General features: G+C 71.8%; 15 protein-coding genes. 10 read left to right on the forward strand and 5 right to left on the reverse strand.

What is annotated here, in order from left to right:
• Positions 1 to 60: 60 nt before the first annotated feature.
• Complete coding sequence (locus ACFY2L_RS12520) at positions 61 to 1710, reverse strand: glycoside hydrolase 43 family protein (RefSeq protein WP_390822418.1); 1650 nt, start codon at positions 1708 to 1710, stop codon at positions 61 to 63.
• Between the two features lie 423 nt (positions 1711 to 2133).
• Between ACFY2L_RS12520 and ACFY2L_RS12525 the strand changes: the two genes are divergently transcribed.
• Positions 2134 to 3780 (forward strand): glycoside hydrolase family 27 protein, encoded by a 1647-nt coding sequence (locus ACFY2L_RS12525; RefSeq protein ID WP_390822246.1) that lies wholly within the window; start codon positions 2134 to 2136, stop codon positions 3778 to 3780.
• Between the two features lie 53 nt (positions 3781 to 3833).
• Here ACFY2L_RS12525 and ACFY2L_RS12530 read toward each other — a convergent pair whose 3' ends face one another.
• The 4 genes from ACFY2L_RS12530 to ACFY2L_RS12545 form a co-directional block, all read right to left on the reverse strand.
• Positions 3834 to 4535 carry a FadR/GntR family transcriptional regulator gene (locus tag ACFY2L_RS12530; RefSeq protein WP_390656914.1) on the reverse strand — a complete coding sequence of 234 codons (702 nt, stop codon included), beginning with the start codon at positions 4533 to 4535 and terminating at the stop codon, positions 3834 to 3836.
• A 93-nt stretch (positions 4536 to 4628) separates the two neighbouring features.
• Positions 4629 to 5672: an ABC transporter permease gene (locus tag ACFY2L_RS12535; protein WP_390656915.1), complete on the reverse strand. Its 1044-nt coding sequence runs from the start codon at positions 5670 to 5672 to the stop codon at positions 4629 to 4631.
• A 2-nt stretch (positions 5673 to 5674) separates the two neighbouring features.
• Complete coding sequence (locus tag ACFY2L_RS12540) at positions 5675 to 7288, reverse strand: sugar ABC transporter ATP-binding protein (RefSeq protein ID WP_390822247.1); 1614 nt, start codon at positions 7286 to 7288, stop codon at positions 5675 to 5677.
• Positions 7289 to 7412: 124 nt separating this feature from the next.
• On the reverse strand, positions 7413 to 8462 hold the full coding sequence (locus ACFY2L_RS12545; RefSeq protein WP_390656917.1) for a sugar ABC transporter substrate-binding protein: 1050 nt from the start codon (positions 8460 to 8462) through the stop codon (positions 7413 to 7415).
• An 866-nt stretch (positions 8463 to 9328) separates the two neighbouring features.
• Between ACFY2L_RS12545 and ACFY2L_RS12550 the strand changes: the two genes are divergently transcribed.
• The 9 genes from ACFY2L_RS12550 to ACFY2L_RS12590 are packed head-to-tail and all read left to right on the forward strand — an operon-like array spanning position 9329 to position 17381.
• The gene (locus ACFY2L_RS12550; protein ID WP_390656918.1) at positions 9329 to 10180 is read left to right on the forward strand and encodes a fumarylacetoacetate hydrolase family protein; all 852 of its coding nucleotides are present in this window, start codon (positions 9329 to 9331) and stop codon (positions 10178 to 10180) included.
• A 14-nt stretch (positions 10181 to 10194) separates the two neighbouring features.
• The gene (locus ACFY2L_RS12555) at positions 10195 to 11532 is read left to right on the forward strand and encodes an L-fuconate dehydratase (RefSeq protein WP_390822248.1); all 1338 of its coding nucleotides are present in this window, start codon (positions 10195 to 10197) and stop codon (positions 11530 to 11532) included.
• Positions 11529 to 12287 (forward strand): SDR family NAD(P)-dependent oxidoreductase, encoded by a 759-nt coding sequence (locus ACFY2L_RS12560; RefSeq protein ID WP_390822249.1) that lies wholly within the window; start codon positions 11529 to 11531, stop codon positions 12285 to 12287. Before ACFY2L_RS12555 ends, ACFY2L_RS12560 begins: the two co-directional genes overlap by 4 nt.
• Positions 12284 to 13309, forward strand: a complete 1026-nt coding sequence (locus ACFY2L_RS12565; protein WP_390822250.1) for an aldo/keto reductase — start codon at positions 12284 to 12286, stop codon at positions 13307 to 13309. Before ACFY2L_RS12560 ends, ACFY2L_RS12565 begins: the two co-directional genes overlap by 4 nt.
• Positions 13306 to 13617: an L-rhamnose mutarotase gene (locus ACFY2L_RS12570; RefSeq protein ID WP_390656922.1), complete on the forward strand. Its 312-nt coding sequence runs from the start codon at positions 13306 to 13308 to the stop codon at positions 13615 to 13617. Before ACFY2L_RS12565 ends, ACFY2L_RS12570 begins: the two co-directional genes overlap by 4 nt.
• The gene (locus ACFY2L_RS12575) at positions 13614 to 14522 is read left to right on the forward strand and encodes an amidohydrolase family protein (RefSeq protein ID WP_390822251.1); all 909 of its coding nucleotides are present in this window, start codon (positions 13614 to 13616) and stop codon (positions 14520 to 14522) included. The genes ACFY2L_RS12570 and ACFY2L_RS12575 overlap by 4 nt, the downstream gene beginning before the upstream one ends.
• A complete protein-coding gene (locus ACFY2L_RS12580; RefSeq protein WP_390656924.1) occupies positions 14513 to 15253 on the forward strand; it encodes a (Fe-S)-binding protein in 741 nt (246 codons plus the stop codon). The genes ACFY2L_RS12575 and ACFY2L_RS12580 overlap by 10 nt, the downstream gene beginning before the upstream one ends.
• Positions 15250 to 16749: a LutB/LldF family L-lactate oxidation iron-sulfur protein gene (locus ACFY2L_RS12585; RefSeq protein WP_390656925.1), complete on the forward strand. Its 1500-nt coding sequence runs from the start codon at positions 15250 to 15252 to the stop codon at positions 16747 to 16749. Before ACFY2L_RS12580 ends, ACFY2L_RS12585 begins: the two co-directional genes overlap by 4 nt.
• Positions 16746 to 17381 (forward strand): lactate utilization protein C, encoded by a 636-nt coding sequence (locus ACFY2L_RS12590; protein WP_390822252.1) that lies wholly within the window; start codon positions 16746 to 16748, stop codon positions 17379 to 17381. The genes ACFY2L_RS12585 and ACFY2L_RS12590 overlap by 4 nt, the downstream gene beginning before the upstream one ends.
• Positions 17382 to 17416 lie beyond the last annotated feature (35 nt).

Raw genomic sequence — 17416 nt, forward strand, 5'->3', positions numbered from 1 at the left:
GGTTGAGGTGGTGCGATCGGTCGGATCGGTCGGTAGGTCGGATCGGTCGGTCGGATCGGGTCAGGGCGTGGACAGTTCGAACCGCGGGACGCGGACCGCGCCGCCGAGCGCCCGGGTGGCGTGGTTGAAGAGGGCGAATCGGTAGCCCATGAAGAACCGCCAGTCGTTGCCCATGGAGAAGGAGGGCCCGAGGCGGATGAAGCTGGTGCCGTCGGTGCTGTAGGAGAAGGTCCCGGGGCGTGCGGCGCCGGGACGGATGTCCGCGGTCGCGCGCAGCCAGACGCGGCTGCCGGAGAGGGGCGCGCTCGCGGCCTCGGTGCCGGTGCCGGTGGTGTTCCAGTTGCTGTCCATGGTCAGCCCGTTGACCATCACCAGCCGCGGTACGCCGCCGTCGCGCCTGACACCGATCCAGGCGGAGGAGTCGCGCAGCAGCGCCAGGCCGGCGCGGTCGCCGTCCCGCATGGCCGAGATGTCGAGCTGGACGGTGGCGGTGGAGGTGGGCCCCTGGATGCGGTGGGTGAGTGTGTTGCGGGCCGCGTACAGGTCGCCGGTGACGGTCGCGGTCCGCAGGGTCAGTCCGCCGCCCGCCGACCACTTGGTGTTGTCCGGGTTGTGGTTCCACTCCCACCGCGGTGAGAGGGCCGTCCCGTCGAAGGAGTCGACACCGGTCATCCGGGTGATCCGGCGGGGCGCAGCGGACACGGCCGGACCGGGATACGACGCGCCCCAGGCGCCGTCCACGAGCTGGACGACGGGCCAGCCGTCCGAGGTCCAGCTGACGGGTGCCAGGACGGGCACCCGGCCGCCGGGGTAGGCGTCCACGAAGGCCATGTAGTACCAGGCGCCGCCCTGCGTCTGCACCAGCCCGCCCTGGTGCGGGACGCCACCGCCGGCGATCGGCCCGCGCAGGTCGAGGAGGACCTGCCGCATCGTGTAGGGACCGAAGGGGCCGCTCGAGGACTTGAGGATGTACTGCCCGTTCGCGGGGCGGGTCAGAAAGATGTAGTACTGCCCGTTGATCTTGTAGAAGCGGGAGCCCTCGAGGGTGCCGACACTCGACGGCGTGGTGAACACCTGCTGCGTGCGCACCTGGTTGCGCCCGTCGGGCGAGAGCTGGGCCACGCTGATGGTGGTGTTGCCGTACGCCACGTACAGGGTGTCGTCGCTGTCGACGAGCAGTCCGGCGTCGTAGTACGGCGTGCTGATCGTCGTGAGCCTGCTCCACGGCCCCTCGGCGGCGGTGGCGGTGTAGACGTAGGTCCGGGCGAAGTCGATCTGGCCGAGCCAGTAGAACGTCCTGTTGCTCGGACGGTAGGCCAGCGACGAGGCCCAGATGCCCCGGACGTAGCCGCGGGCCCCGTTCAGGTCGTACTTGGCGCCGAAGTCGAGGACGGGCACCGAGTGGCCGGCGATCTCCCAGTTCACCAGGTCGTGGGAACGCAGAACGGGTGCGCCCGGCGAGTAGTGCATCGTCGACGCCGAGGCGTAGTACGTGCTGCCCACGCGGATGACGTCGATGTCCGCGAAGTCCTGCCAGATCACCGGGTTGGTGTAGGCCGCGGCGGGCGCGGGGGCCGTTCCGGGGGTGGCGGAGGCGGGGGCGCCGGTGGTCTCGGCGGCCGCGGCCGCCGGAAGGACGGCGCCGGTGACCAGCCCCGTGGCGGCGGCCAGGACCCGGCGACGGCCGAAGTACTGATCAGGGCATGACATATCCATGTGCCGTCTCCTCGTGCTGCCTCGCCGGTGCGGGGGTCCCGTTCGTCGCGTGCCGGACGTCCGCTCGAAACCGTCGGTTCGACATCTCGAACCTCGATCGAGTTATCGAGCATTTTGGATGGTAGGGAACCAGTGGGCTCCGTCAATAGTCCTCGCATTATTCGTCATTCACTTCGAAATATTTCGGAACCGGGTGTGGCTGAAAGCCCCTGTAAAGGCATGTCGGTGGCGATGCGAGGGTCGAGTCGAGGGTGTTGACATGGTCGAGCGCGTCGCCTCATTCTTCGTGAGGCCCGGACCGTTCGAATGGCGTTCGGGATAGAGAACGCAACTTTCGCTGCCCGCAAGAAGGGGCAGATCCAGGGTGGCCGTCGGACCGAGGGTCACGGCCACCTCCCTTCCGGGAAAGGAGCCCCGGTGTCCTTACGCACAGGCAGACGGCTGCTGCGCCTCCTCGCGGCCGCCGCGCTGACGGTCACCGCGTCCGTCACGGCCTCTGTCCAGTCCACCGCTACGGCCGCGCCCGGCAGCCCGGCAGCCACTCCGCCACTGGGCTGGAACAGCTGGAACAGCTTCGGGTGCGGCGTCACCGAGGCCCAGGTCCGCGAGGCCGCCGACGCGATGGTGTCCTCGGGCATGCGGGACGCCGGCTACCGGTACGTGGTGGTCGACGACTGCTGGTTCGACCCGCAACGCGACGCGTCGGGCAACCTGCGGGCCAATCCGGCCAAGTTCCCCAGCGGGATGAAGGCCCTCGGGGACTACATCCACGGCAAGGGCCTGAAGTTCGGCATCTACCAGGTGCCGGGTGAGCGCACCTGCGCGCAGGCCGTGGGGAGCTACCCGGGGTCCACGGGGAGCAGGGGGCACGAGGCTCAGGACGCCGCCGCGTTCGCCTCGTGGGGCGTCGACTACCTCAAGTACGACTGGTGCTCCTCCAGCGGCACCCGCGACGAGCAGGTCGCGCGATTCACGCTCATGCGCGACGCCCTGCGCGCCACGGGGCGGCCCGTCGTCTACAGCATCAACCCCAACAGCCTGCACGCCATCACCGGCGCCACCTACAACTGGGGCGAGGTCGCCGACCTGTGGCGGACCACCGAGGACCTGCTCGACATCTGGCAGAACGGCAACACCAACAGCTACCCGATGGGTGTCGGCAACGTCCTCGACGTCACCGCGCCGCTCGCGGCGCAGTCCGGGCCGGGACACTGGAACGACCCCGACATGCTGGTCGTGGGCCGTCCCGGCCTGTCCCTGACCGAGTCCCGCTCCCACTTCGCCCTGTGGGCACTGCTGGCCGCCCCGCTCATGGCCGGCAACGACATCCGCACCATGTCCGCCGACGTGAGCGCGACCCTGCGCAACCCGCGACTGCTGGCGGTGAACCAGGATCCGCTCGGCGCGGGCGGGCGCAGGGTGCGCGACGACGGCAGCACCGAGGTGTTCGCCAAGCCCCTGTCCGACGGTTCGGTCGCGGTGGGTCTGTTCAACCGAGGGGGCGGTACCGCGACGGTCACCACCACGGCCGCACAGGTCGGCCTGTCCGGCGGAGCGTTCACCCTCACCGACCTGTGGACCGGCGGCACGTCGAGCACGTCCGGGCAGATCTCGGCGAGCGTCCCCGCGCACGGCGTGGCCGTGTACCGGGTGAACGGCGGCAGTCCGCTGGCCGCCACCACGTCGCGTCTGCGCGGCAACGGGTCGGGCCGCTGCCTGGACGTGGACAACGCCTCCACCGCGGCCGGCGCCACCGTACTGATCTGGGACTGCCACACGGCCGCCAACCAGATGTGGACCACGTGGGCGGGCGGCGAGATCCGCGTCTACGGTGACAAGTGCCTGGACGCCTACAACCAGGGAACCAGTGACGGCACCCGCGTCATCACCTGGCCCTGCAACGGCCAGGACAACCAGAAGTGGACCGTCGGCTCCGACGGGTCGGTCCGCAACGTCCGTGCCGGGCTGTGCCTCTCCGTCGACCGTGCCGGAACCGCCAACGGGACCCCGCTGGTCCTGGGGCGCTGCGACGGCCAGGCCGGCCAGCGGTGGACCCGGGTGTGAGGGGTGCGGCGCACCCACTGAGGACCGGGTGGCGGACGGGCGGAGGAGCGGGGTCAGTCGTCGACCGTTCGCACCTGATCGCCGGACAGACTGGCGGCCAGCCACTGCTCCACGGCCGTGATGTGGACGGTCGCCGCGGAGGCGGCGAGCAGGGCGTCGCGTGACCGGAGCGCGCTGAAGATCTGCTCGTGGTCCTGGTGGGCGCTGTCCAGGGCGCGACGGGTCTGGCTGCCGCGGACGATGCGGACGCGCTGGGTGCGGGTGGAGAGCACCTGGAGCAGCATCGACAGCACGGGGTTGCCGACGGCTTCCGCGATCCTGAGGTGGAAGGCGATGTCGTGGGCGACGAACTCCTCCACGGTGGTGGCGGTCCGGGACCGGTCGAGGATGCCGCGCAGTTCCTGAAGGTCCTCCGGTGTGAGCAGCGCGGTGGCCAGTCCGGTCGCCTGCGGTTCGAGCAGCCGCCGTACCTGGAGCAGTTGCAGAGCCGTGCGGCCCTGGGACACGTCGGCGGCGAAGGAGAGGCTCTCCAGCAGGAGGTGGGGCTCCAGGCTGGACACGTAGGTGCCGTCGCCCTGACGGGTGATCAGGATGCGCATGGCGGTCAGCGCGCGGACCGCCTCACGCAGCGAGTTCCGGGACAGGCCGAGCTGTCCGGCGAGGATCTCTTCCTTGGGCAGCCGCGAGCCGGGCGCGAGTTCACCGTCGACGATCATCGCCTTGATCTTGTCGATCGCGTCGTCCGTCAGTGCCACGGGCGTGCCTCTCCGTGCTGGGGTCGTGGGGGGCGTGGGGGGCGGCTCCGCCGGGTCCGACGCGGAGCCGCCGGAGCCGCTTGTGGGCCGCGGCTATTCCTGCTTCTCGCCGGAGGCGAACCGGGAGATGATCAGGGCGACGATGATGATGGCGCCGTTGAGGAACTGGTTCCACAGCGGAGGCACGCCCGCCAGGGTCATGACGTTCACGACCAGCTGGAGGGTGAGGACGCCGGTGAGGGCGCCGAACACCGAACCCTTGCCGCCGTTGAGGCTGACCCCGCCGATGACGGTCGCGGCGAAGACCTGGAAGATCCAGCCGCTGCCCTGGGTGGCGGAGATGGAACCGTAGTGGCCGCTGTAGAGGATGCCGGCGAACGCGGCGAGGACGCTGCCGAGGACGAGGACGATCCACACGATGCGGTCGACGCGGATGCCGGCGGTGCGGGCCGCCTCCGCGTTGCCGCCGATCGCGTACAGCGCCCGGCCGTGCCGGAGCCAGGCCAGCGCGCTGCCGCCGATCGCGAAGAGCAGTGCGCACACCCAGATGGCGGCGGGCACGCCCAGCCAGGACGCCTTGCCCAGGTAGGTGAAGGAGGAGGGCAACTCGACGATGGACTGGCCCTCGGAGAGGGCGACCTGGAGGCCGCGGAGCATGGTCAGGGCGCCGAGCGTGACGATGAAGCCGTTGAGGCGCAGCTTGAGGATGAGGAAGCCGTTGACGGCGCCGATCAGCGCGCCGACCAGCAGGCAGAGCGGTACCGCCGTCCACTCGGGGAAGAGCCCGAGGCCGTTGAACCGGCCGCCGCCGGCCGGCAGGACGAGCCACACGGCGATCACGGGAGCCACGCCGATGGTGGACTCCAGCGACAGGTCCATCCGCCCCGCGACGAGGATGAAGGTGGTGGCGAGCACCAGCAGGCTCAGCTCGGTGGACTGCTGGGCCACGCCGATCAGGTTGTCGGCGGTGAGGAAGGCCGGCGAGACGATGAACCCGATCAGGCCCAGAACCAGGATCGCCGGGACCAGGGACAGTTCACGGAAGCGCCCGAGGTCGACCCGGCGCCGGGTGGTGTGCGCGGCGGTCGGCTCGGCCGGGCTCTTCGCGGCCCCGGTGAGATCTGTGGTGGCGGACATGGCTACCTTCCGTGCTCGTCCGCCCCGGATGAGGCGGGTACGGCGGTTACGGGGGATGCGGGGGCGGGGACCGGGTCACCGGCGACGCCCTCGATGGCCGCGACGAGGTGTTCGTCCTTCCAGCCGCGGGGGAACTCGGCGACCACCCGGCCGTGGAACATGACGACGACGCGGTCACAGACCCTCAGGTCGTCGAGTTCGTCGGAGACGAGCAATGCGGCCTTGCCGCCGTCCGCGACCTGGCGGATGCGGCCCAGGAGGAACTCCTTGGACTTGACGTCCACCCCGTTGGTGGGACGGATCGCTATGAGTACATGAGGGTCGGTGGCCAGGGCCCGGGCGACGACGACCTTCTGCTGGTTGCCGCCGGAGAGCGCGGAGACCGGGGTGGCGGATCCCGGGGTCTTGATGTCGAGGTCCCGGATCATGCGCCCGGCGAACGCCCTGGTACGGGCGGGCAGCACCGTGCCGAACGGGCCGAGTTGGCCGGTGACGGTCAGTGTCGCGTTCTCCGCCACGCTGCGGTGGTTGACCAGGCCCTGGAGATGGCGGTCCTCCGGGACCAGGCCGACTCCGGCGGTCAGCGCGGAGGGCACACTGCCGGTGCGCACGGCCTTGCCGCCGACCGTGATCCGGCCGTCCTTGGCACGGTGCAGACCGGCGATCGCCTCACCCACCTGCACGTTGCCGCTCGCGGTGGCTCCGGCGAGCCCGACGACCTCGCCGGAGCGGACCGACAGGGACAGGTCCTCGCAGACGCCGGGCAGGGTCAGACCGTCGATCGCCAGCAGTTCCCTGGAGTCGGACGGCGGCGCCGGGGCCCCGTCCGGGGCGGCGGTGACCAGGGAGGCGGACTCGCCGGTCATGGCCTCGACCAGCGCTCGGTGACCGAGCTCGGCCACGGGTGCGGTGAGGATGTGGGCCGCGTCGCGGTAGACCGTGACCGTGGCGCAGAGGTCGTACACCTCTTGCAGGTGGTGGGAGATGAAGAGGAAGGCGACACCCTGACGCCGGAGGTCGCGGAGCTTGTCGAACAGGCGGTTGATGCCGCGGGCGTCGAGCTTCGCGGTCGGCTCGTCGAGGATGATGAAGCGGGCGCCGAAGGACAGCGCCCGGGCGATCTCGATGAACTGCCGCTGCTCGACGGTCAGGTCCTTCGCCCGCGCGGCGGGGTCGACGGCGACGCCGTACTCGCCGAGCAGCTCCTCGGCACGCCGGCGCAGCCGCTTCCACCGGATGGGCCGCGCCGCGCCGGTGCTCTGCCGGTTCAGGAAGAGATTCTCGGCGACGGTCAGGTCGCCGATGATGGTGGAGCGCTGGTAGACGCAGGCGACGCGGGTGCGCCAGGCGTCGATGTCGCCGAAGGCGGGCGCCGGCTCGCCCGAGAAGCGCAGGGTTCCGGTGTCGGGCGGCTGGAGGCCGGTGAGGACGGACACGAGCGTCGACTTGCCGGCGCCGTTGCGTCCCACCAGGGCATGCGACTCGCCCGGGGCGACGGTGAGGCGGGCGTCGCGCAGCGCGACGGTCGCGCCGAATCGTTTGCTGATGCCGGTCGCCTCGGCCACCGGGGCCGGGGTGCCGGGGCCGGTCGCCGGGGCGGTCGCGGTGTCCGCCATGGTGGATACCGTCCTTCGTGTACGGAGGCTGGGGCCGAGGGGCGCGGGCGCGCACCCGGGGCGGGGCGGGCGTCGGGGGACGGGGGCGGTCCTCCCCCGACGCGGAGGCGGGAACCGACGGCCGTCAGCCGACGTTGTTGCCCCACAGGCTCTTGTCGTCGACGTTGTCCTTGGTGACCAGCGGAGCGGGCAGCTGGTCCTCCAGGCCGTTCGCCAGCTGGATGATGGTGGAGCCGTGGTCGGTGGCGCCCGGCTTGAAGGTCTTGCCCGCGGCCGCGGCCCGGGCGTAGTACAGCGCGTACTTGGCGTAGAGGTCGGCGGGCTGGGAGATGGTCGCGTCGATCTGGCCCTTGCGGATGGCCTCGAACTCCTGAGGGATGCCGTCGTTGGAGACGATGCTGATGTGACCCGGCTGCCCGGCGGGCTTGAGCAGGCCCTTCTGCTCCAGCAGCGACAGGGTCGGCTGCAGGAAGACACCGCCGGCCTGCATGTAGATGCCGTTCAGGTCCGGGTGCTGGGCCAGCAGCGACTGCAGCTTGGCGGAGGCGACGTCGCCCTTCCAGTCAGTGGGCAGCTCGAACACCTTGATCTTCGGGAACTTCGTCTTCATGCACTCCGCGAAGGCCTCGGAGCGGTCCCGTCCGTTGATCGAGTCCAGCGCGCCCTGGAACTCGGCGACCTTGCCCTTGCCGCCCATCTGCTTTCCGAGGAACTCGCAGGCCTTGGTGCCGTACGCCTTGTTGTCGGCGCGGACCACCATGTAGACGTCGCCCTTGTCGGGTCTGGTGTCGACACTGACCACGGGGATCTTCTTCGACGCGAGGGTGTCGAGGGTGGAGGCGATGGCACCGGTGTCCTGGGGGGCCATGACGACGGCCTTGGCGCCGGTGTTCTGGAACACCTGGACGTTGGCGACCAGCTTGGTCACGTCGTTCTGCGAGTTGCTCAGGGGCAGCGCGTTGACGCCGTCGGTCTTGATGTCCTTCTTCAGGTACTGGGCGTACGAGTTCCAGAAGTCGGAGTCGGAGCGGGGCAGGTCGATTCCGATGGCGGGCTTGTCTCCGCCCGAGGCGGCGGAGGCGGTGCTCTCGCGGTTGCACGCGGTGGCGAGGGCCAGAACCGCGAGGACGGCGGTGGCGGCTGCGGCGGTGGAGCGGGTGCGAGCGAGATTCATGGCCGTGTTCTCTCCTTAGCCAGGGGCGCAGGCCCGCAGGGCGACGGTGGGAGGGGGCGCACCTGCCTGCGGGACGGGGCGAGGTCGCCGGACGGGCAGGTGCCGATCCGCTGCGGAAGAAGCGCGGGTCGTGCCCGGAAGGGGTCGGACGTGAGGGTCAGCCGGGGACCGGGATGCGAAGGCGGATCGGCCCGCACGGATGCGGGTCGATCGGACGCACTGGATGGTGGCGCCATTCCTCCGATGTATCTCGGGACGTCGAGGACGTTACGACGGCGTTGCCGACGTTGACAAGAGTTCGCCGCCAGAGATTTGCGCGGCGGTGCGCCGCGGGCCGCCCAGGCGTCCTCCCGGCCTCGGGCCCACCGTGCCCACACGCCCACGACCTGCACCTTCACCTCCCTCGTGGCGGGCGGGCGAGGTGCAGCGGCAGCTCACGATTCGGCCACGGGCCGGCCGGGCCGGTGATACGGCACGCGGGCGGGCCGACCCCGGAGGCGTTTTTCCGCCTCGGGGCGGTCGGTGCGAGGCTCGCTCACCCCGCTCGCGTCAGGGACGGTGACCCTTGGGGCTCGACCGGCGGATTCATCGGATGGTGGCCCGTGTGCCCGGCCCAGGGCGGGGCGGGACCGTGGACAATCCGTCCTTGTGGGCGCGCGAGCGGCAGGGCGGAAGCAAATACATCCGAGGAATCCATTGCCAGGTGCAGTCTCCGGACCTATCGTCGCTGTGCCGTCATACATCCGATGACTGGCGAGGTGGATGCGTGTGGCCTTCCCGAACACTCCGGCCCGGCACAGCGCAGCGGCCGGTCCCACGCCCCATCACCCCTCAGACGAAGCCCGCATGACAAGGGAGCTCCCCCAGTGAAACTGCTACGAGTCGGCGCCCCCGGCGAGGAGCGGCCCGCCGTCCGCACCGACGACGGCCGGCTGCTGGACCTGTCCTCCGTCACCCCGGACATCGACGGTGTCTTCCTCGCGTCCGGGGGAGTGGACCGGGCCCGCGCGGCCCTCACGACGGGAGAACTGCCCGAACTCGACCAGGACGGCCTGCGGATCGGCGCCCCCGTCACCCGCCCCGGCAAGGTCGTCTGCATCGGACTGAACTATCGCGACCACGCCGCCGAGACCGGCGCGGCGATCCCCCCGCGCCCGGTGGTGTTCATGAAGGACCCGGGCACGGTCGTCGGCCCGTACGACCAGGTGCTGATCCCCCGGGGCTCGGTCAGGACCGACTGGGAGGTCGAACTCGCGGTCGTCATCGGCCGGCGTGCCCGCTACCTCGACGGACCCCGGGCCGCACGCGACGTCGTCGCGGGGTACGCGATCAGCCATGACGTCTCCGAGCGCGAGTTCCAGTTGGAGTACTCGTCGCAGTGGGACCTGGGCAAGTCCTGCGAGACCTTCAACCCGCTCGGGCCGTGGCTGGTCACCGCCGACGAGGTCGGCGACCCGCAGAACCTCGGCCTGCACCTGAGCGTCAACGGCGTGAAGAGGCAGGACGGCCACACCAGCGACATGATCTTCCCGGTGGACCACATCGTGTCGTACCTGAGCCAGTACATGGTTCTGGAACCGGGCGACGTGATCAACACCGGTACACCCGCGGGCGTGGCTCTGGGGCTGCCCGGCACCCCCTTCCTGCGCCCCGACGACACCGTGGAGCTCTCCGTCGACGGACTCGGCGGCCAGCGCCAGACCTTCGGCCAAGCGTGAAAGGCAGCGTCACCTTGACTGCAACCTCCGCCCGGATCACCGCGGTCGACACCTACGACGTCCGCTTCCCCACCTCGCGGGAACTGGACGGCTCCGACGCGATGAACCCGGACCCCGACTACTCCGCCGCCTACGTCGTGCTGCGCACCGACGCCGGCGACGGACACGAGGGCCACGGCTTCACCTTCACCATCGGACGCGGCAACGACGTACAGGTCGCCGCGATCGACGCACTGCGGCCCCATGTCCTGGGCCGTGGCGTCGAGGAACTGTGCGCCGACCCCGGCTCGCTCAGCCGCGACCTGATCGGCGACAGTCAGCTGCGCTGGCTCGGCCCCGAGAAGGGCGTGATGCACATGGCGATCGGCGCCGTGGTCAACGCCGTGTGGGACCTGGCCGCCAAACGGGAGGGCAAGCCGCTGTGGCGGCTGCTCGCCGATGCCTCGCCCGAGTGGCTGGTCTCGCAGGTCGACTTCCGCTACATCGCCGACGCCCTGACCCCCGAGGACGCCCTCGCCCTCCTGCGCGAGGGCCGGACGGGGCGCGCGGAGCGCGAGACGGTCCTGCTGGAGCGCGGCTACCCCGGGTACACCACGTCACCGGGCTGGCTCGGCTACTCCGACGACAAGCTCACCCGGCTGGCCAAGGAGGCCGTCGCCGAGGGCTTCACCCAGATCAAGCTCAAGGTCGGCGCCGACGTGCGGGACGACATCCGCCGGCTGCGCACCGCCCGTGCCGCCGTCGGCGGCGACATCCGCATCGCCATCGACGCCAACCAGCGGTGGAACGTGGGCGAGGCGATCGAGTGGACCAAGGCGCTCGCCGAGTTCGACCCGTACTGGATCGAGGAACCCACCAGCCCCGACGACATCCTCGGACACGCCGCCGTACGGCGGGCGGTCACCCCCGTGAAGGTCGCCACCGGCGAGCATGTGCAGAACCGCGTCGTCTTCAAGCAACTCCTCCAGGCCGGCTCCATCGACGTCCTGCAGATCGACGCGGCCCGGGTCGGCGGGGTCAACGAGAACCTCGCGATCCTGCTGCTCGCCGCCAGGTTCGGGGTGCCGGTGTGCCCGCACGCCGGCGGAGTGGGACTGTGCGAACTCGTGCAGCACCTGTCGATGTTCGACTACCTGGCGCTGTCCGGCACCACCGAGGACCGCGTGATCGAGTACGTCGACCACCTCCACCAGCACTTCACCGCTCCCGTGGTGATGCGCGACGGCCACTACACCGCCCCGCTGACCCCCGGCTTCTCCGCCACCATGAGGCAGGAGTCCATCGAGGAGTACCGCTACCCGGACGGCGGCTTCTGGGAGGCCGACCGCGCCATGCAGGGAGGACAGTCATGACCGGTCTGTCGGGTCTCAGGGCCCTCGTCACCGGGGGTGCGTCCGGCATCGGGCTCGCCACGGCCCGGGCGCTGGCGGCACAGGGCGCGGCGGTGGCCGTGCTCGACCTCGCTCCCGCCGGTGTACCCGAACCCCTGACCGGCCTCCAGGCCGACGTCACGGACGACACCTCGGTGCGCGCCGCCGTCGAACAGGCCGCCGAGCGACTCGGCGGCCTGGACATCCTCGTGAACAACGCGGGCATCGGCGCTCAGGGGACCGTCGCGGACAACCCGGACGAGGAGTGGCACCGGGTCCTGGACGTCAACGTCCTCGGCATGGTCCGCACCACCCGCGCCGCCCTGCCCCATCTGCGGCGCTCGTCCCACGCGGCGGTCGTCAACACCTGCTCGATCGCCGCGACCGCGGGACTCCCGCAGCGCGCCCTGTACAGCGCCAGCAAGGGTGCGGTCCTCTCGCTGACGCTCGCCATGGCCGCCGACCACGTCCGCGAGGGCATCCGTGTCAACTGCGTCAACCCCGGCACCGCCGACACCCCCTGGGTGGCCCGGCTGCTGGCGGCCGCCGACGACGCGGAGGCCGAGCGCGCCGCCCTCGACGCCAGGCAGCCGATGGGCCGCCTGGTGACCGCCGACGAGGTGGCGGCCGCCATCGTCTACCTGGCGAGTCCGGCCGCGGCGTCCGTCACCGGCACCGCGCTCGCGGTGGACGGGGGGATGCAGGGGCTGCGGCTGCGCCCGGTGGACCGCTCGTGAGGACCACCCGGCTGGGCGGCAGCGCGGTACCGGTCTCGGAACTGGCGCTGGGCTGCGCCGCCCTCGGCAACCTCTACCACCCGGTCACCGACGAGGCCGCCCACGCCACGGTGGACGCGGCCTGGGACTCCGGCATCCGCACCTTCGACACCGCGCCCCACTACGGTCTGGGCCTGTCGGAACGGCGGCTCGGCGCCGCGCTGCACGACCGCCCGCGCGACACCTACACCCTCTCCACCAAGGTGGGCCGGCTTCTCGTGCCGAACCCGGACGGTGGTTCCGGCGACGACCTCGCCCACGGCTTCGCCGTCCCGGCGACCCACCGCCGGGTCTGGGACTTCAGTGCCGACGGCGTGCTGCGCTCCCTGGAGGCCAGCCTGCGGCGTCTCGGCCTCGACCGCGTCGACGTGGCCCTGCTGCACGACCCGGACGACCACGCCGACCAGGCGTTGCGCGAGGCGTACCCGGCGCTGGAGCGGCTGCGCGGCGAAGGCGTGATCGGGGCGATCGGCGTCGGCATGAACCAGTCCGCGCTGCCCGCCCGGTTCGTGCGCGAGACCGACATCGACGTGGTGCTGCTGGCCGGCCGCTACACCCTCCTGGAACAGGACGGGCTCACCGAACTGCTCCCGGAGGTCGCCCGCGGCCGGAGCGTGATCATCGGCGGGGTGTTCAACTCCGGGCTGCTGACGGCCCCTCGGCCGGGCGCCACCTACGACTACGCGCCCGCCCCGCGGCCGGTGCTCGACCGGGCGCTGCGGCTCCAGGCGGTCTGCGAACACCACGGCGTGCCGCTGCGGGCCGCCGCGCTGCGCTTCCCGTTCGGTCATCCCGCGGTGGGGAGCGTCCTGACCGGCGCGCGGTCCCCTCAGGAGGTGCGCGACACGGTGGAACAGCTGCGGCGCCCGATCCCGGACGCCCTGTGGGACGAACTGCGCGCCGAGGGCCTGCTGGACCCTGCCACCCCCGTCCCCGCCGCCGCCCCCGCCGGGGAGGCCATGCCGCCGAAGGAGCCGTCATGAGGGTCGCCCTGCACACCAAGGTCCGCGCCGACCGCGTCGAGGAGTACGAGGCGGCGCACCGGGAGGTGCCCGAGGAACTCACCGCCGCCATCCGCGCCGCGGGGGTGAGGGAATGGACGATCTGGCGCAGCGGCACGGACCTCTTCCACGTGCTGGAGGTCGAGGACTACCGGGCGATGATCGCCGAACTCGACAAGCTGCCCGTCAACATCGCCTGGCAGGCCCGGATGGCCGGACTCCTCGACGTCGTCCACGACTACTCCGCGCAGGGCGCGGACGCCTCGCTGCCGGTGGTGTGGGAGCTGTGACCGGAGCGGGAACCGCGCCCGGCGTCGTGGACGCCCACCACCACGTGTGGGACCTGTCCGTCCGCGACCAGGACTGGATCACCGGAGACGAACTCTCCCCACTGCGCCGTGACTTCACCCTCGCCGACCTCGCCCCGGAGGCCCGTGCGGCCGGTGTCGCCGCCACCGTGCTGGTGCAGACGATCACCGTGCCGGAGGAGACCCCGGAGTTCCTGGCCCTGGCCGCGCGCAGCGACCTGGTCGCCGGGGTCGTCGGCTGGACCGACCTGACCGCCCCCGGCGTCGCCGACACCCTCGCGGAGCTGCGCGCGGGCCCCGGAGGGGAGCAGCTGGTGGGCATCCGCCACCAGGTGCAGGGCGAGCCGGACCCCCGCTGGCTCGTACGTCCCGAGGTGCTGCGCGGCCTGTCCGCGGTCGCCGCTGCGGGGCTCGTCTACGACCTCCTGGTGCTGCCCCACCAGCTCGCGGCGGCCGTCGAGGCCGCGCGGCACCTGCCCGGCCTCACCTTCGTCCTCGACCATCTCGGCAAGCCGCCCATCGCGTCCGGCGAACTCGCCCCCTGGGCGCGGCAGATCCGCCGCCTCGCCGCCCTGCCCAACACCGTCTGCAAACTCTCCGGCATGGTCACCGAAGCCGACTGGGCGTCCTGGTCCGTCGCGGCCCTCATGCCGTACGCCGAGACCGTGATCGACGCCTTCGGCCCCGGGCGGCTGATGTTCGGCTCCGACTGGCCGGTCTGCCGGCTCGCCGCCACGTACGCCGAGGTGATCGCCGCGGCACGCGCGCTGACGACCGGGCTGGGCCCCGCCGAGCGCCACGACGTCTTCACCGGCACGGCCGTGCGGACCTACCACCTGCCCGTCACCGCACGGCCGGCCCCGCCCCAGGAATCCCCATGCGCATAGCCCTCTTCATCACCTGCTTCAACGACACCATGTTCCCCCGCACCGGTCAGGCCGTGACCACCCTGCTGGAACGCCTCGGCCACCGCGTGGAGTTCCCCCAGGGCCAGACGTGCTGCGGCCAGATGCACTTCAACACCGGCTACCGCCCCGAGACCGTCCCCATGGTCCGCCGCTTCGCCGAGGTCTTCGCGGGCTACGACGCCGTCGTCGCCCCCTCCGGGTCCTGCGCCGGCATGGTGCGCGACCACCACCGCGTGGTGGCGGCCCAGTACGGCGACGCGGACCTCGCCGAGGCGGTCGAGCAGGTGGTCCCGACGGTGTACGAGCTGTCGGAACTCCTCGTCGACGTCCTCGGCGTCACCGATGTCGGCGCGTACTTCCCGCACCGCGTCACCTACCACCCGACCTGCCACTCACTGCGCATGCTCCGCGTCGGCGACCGGCCGCTCGGGCTGTTGCGCGCCGTGAAGGGGATCGACCTCGTCGAACTGCCCGCCGCGGACTCCTGCTGCGGCTTCGGAGGCACCTTCGCGCTGAAGAACGCCGACGTCTCCAACGCCATGCTCGCCGACAAGATGCGCCATGTCCAAGACACCGGGGCCGAGTTCCTGTGCGCCGGCGACAACTCCTGCCTGACGCACATCGGCGGCGGCCTGTCCCGGCTCCGTACCGGCGTCGGCACGGTGCACCTGGCCGAGATCCTGGCCTCCACGGAAGGGGACGTACGGTGAGCGGTGCCGGCAACGTCGTATGGCTGGGCACCCCGGCCTTCCCCGAGGCGGCACGCGCCGCGCTCGCCGACACCCGGCTGCGGGCGAATCTGCGCCGGGCGACCGGGACCATCCGGGACAAGCGGCTGGCGGTCACCGCCGAACTCGACGACTGGGAGGAACTGCGGGAGACCGCCGCGACGATCAGGCGGCACACCCTGCGCCACCTCGACCACCATCTCCTGCGCCTGGAGAAGGCGGTGACCGCCGCGGGCGGAGTGGTCCACTGGGCGGCGGACGCCGCCGAGGCCAACCGCATCGTCACCGCCCTGGTGCGGGCGACCGGCGAGGACTCGGTCGTCAAGGTCAAGTCCATGGCCACCCAGGAGATCGGCCTCAACGAGGCGCTCGCCGAGGCCGGCGTGCGCGCGTACGAGACCGATCTGGCCGAGCTCATCGTGCAGTTGGGCGACGACCGACCCTCGCACATCCTGGTGCCGGCCATCCACCGGGGCCGCTCCGAGATCAGGGACATCTTCCGGCGGCGGATGGGGGAGTGGGGCAGGCCGGCACCCGAAGGGCTCACCGACGACCCCCGCGCCCTCGCCGAGGCGGCCCGGCTCCACCTGCGGGAGAAGTTCCTGCGGGCCAGGGTCGCCGTCTCCGGCGCCAACTTCGCGGCGGCCGACACCGGCACGGTGGCGGTCGTGGAGTCGGAGGGCAACGGGCGGATGTGCCTGACCCTGCCGGAGACCCTGATCACCGTCATGGGCATCGAGAAGGTCCTGCCGTCCTTCGCCGACCTGGACGTGTTCCTCCAGCTCCTGCCCCGCTCGTCGACCGGCGAGCGGATGAACCCCTACACCTCGCTGTGGACCGGCGTCACCGAGGGCGACGGCCCCCGGAACTTCCACCTGGTGCTGCTCGACAACGGCCGTACCGCCACCCTCGCCGACGAGGTGGGCCGCCAGGCCCTCGCCTGCATCCGCTGCTCGGCGTGCCTGAACGTCTGCCCGGTGTACGAGCGCACGGGCGGCCATGCCTACGGCTCGGTGTACCCCGGTCCGATCGGCGCCGTACTGACCCCGCAGCTCGTCGGCGTCGGGAACGCGGCCTCGCTGCCCTTCGCGTCGACCCTGTGCGGCGCCTGTTACGACGCCTGCCCCGTGAAGATCGACATCCCGGAGGTACTGGTCCACCTGCGCGCCGCGGCCGTGGAGGCCGAACGCGGGGGCCGGCTGCTCCCCACCTCCGAGGCACTCGCGATGAAGGCCGCGGGCGCCGTCCTGTCCTCACCGCGGCGGCTGGCCGCCGTACAGCGGCTGGCGGCGGCGGGAGCCCGGCTGGTGGCCCGTGACGGCCGGATCGGCGCCCTGCCCGGCCCGTTCGCCGGCTGGTCCCGCACCCGGGACACCCCGGCGCCGGCCCGCGAGTCGCTGCGCGCCTGGTGGCGCCGTACGCGACCACCCGGGGGCGAGGACACCGGTACGACGGCGGAAGGGAAGGGACGACGATGAACGGCCGGGAGACCGTCCTGAGCGCGATGCGGAGGGCGCTGGCCGGCGTTCCCGATACCGAACGCCCCGACGCCGTCCCCCTTCCGCACGGCCGCCGCGCCGGCCACGCGGGACCCGACGTCGTCGGGCTGTTCGCCGAGCGTGCCGCCGAGTACCGCGCCACGGTGGTCCGTGTGCCGGCGGCCGGCGCCGCGGCGGCCGTGGGCCGCGCGCTCGCCCGCACCGGAGCACGGTCCGTGGTGGTGCCGCCCGGGCTCGCGGAGGACCTGGTCCCGGACGGTCCGTGGTCGTGGCTGGCGGACGACCCGCCGCTGTCCGTCGGACAACTCGACGCGGCGGACGCCGTGGTCACCACCGTCGCCACCGCCATCGCCGTCACCGGCACCGTGATCCTCGACCACGGTCCGGGCCAGGGGCGGCGGGTCCTGACCCTGCTGCCGGACCAGCACATCTGTGTGGTCCGGGCGGACCGGATCGCCCCCGACGTGCCCGAGGCACTGTGCCTGCTCGATCCCCACCGCCCGCTGACGCTGATCTCCGGCCCCTCGGCCACCAGCGACATCGAACTGGACCGTGTCGAGGGCGTGCACGGGCCGAGGACGCTCGACATCGTCGTGGTGGGAGACGCCTGACCGACGGCACCGGGCTGGTACGGCTTCGACCCGCC

Source organism: Streptomyces sp. NPDC001381 (assembly GCF_042895685.1).
Classification (GTDB): Bacteria; Actinomycetota; Actinomycetes; order Streptomycetales; family Streptomycetaceae; genus Streptomyces.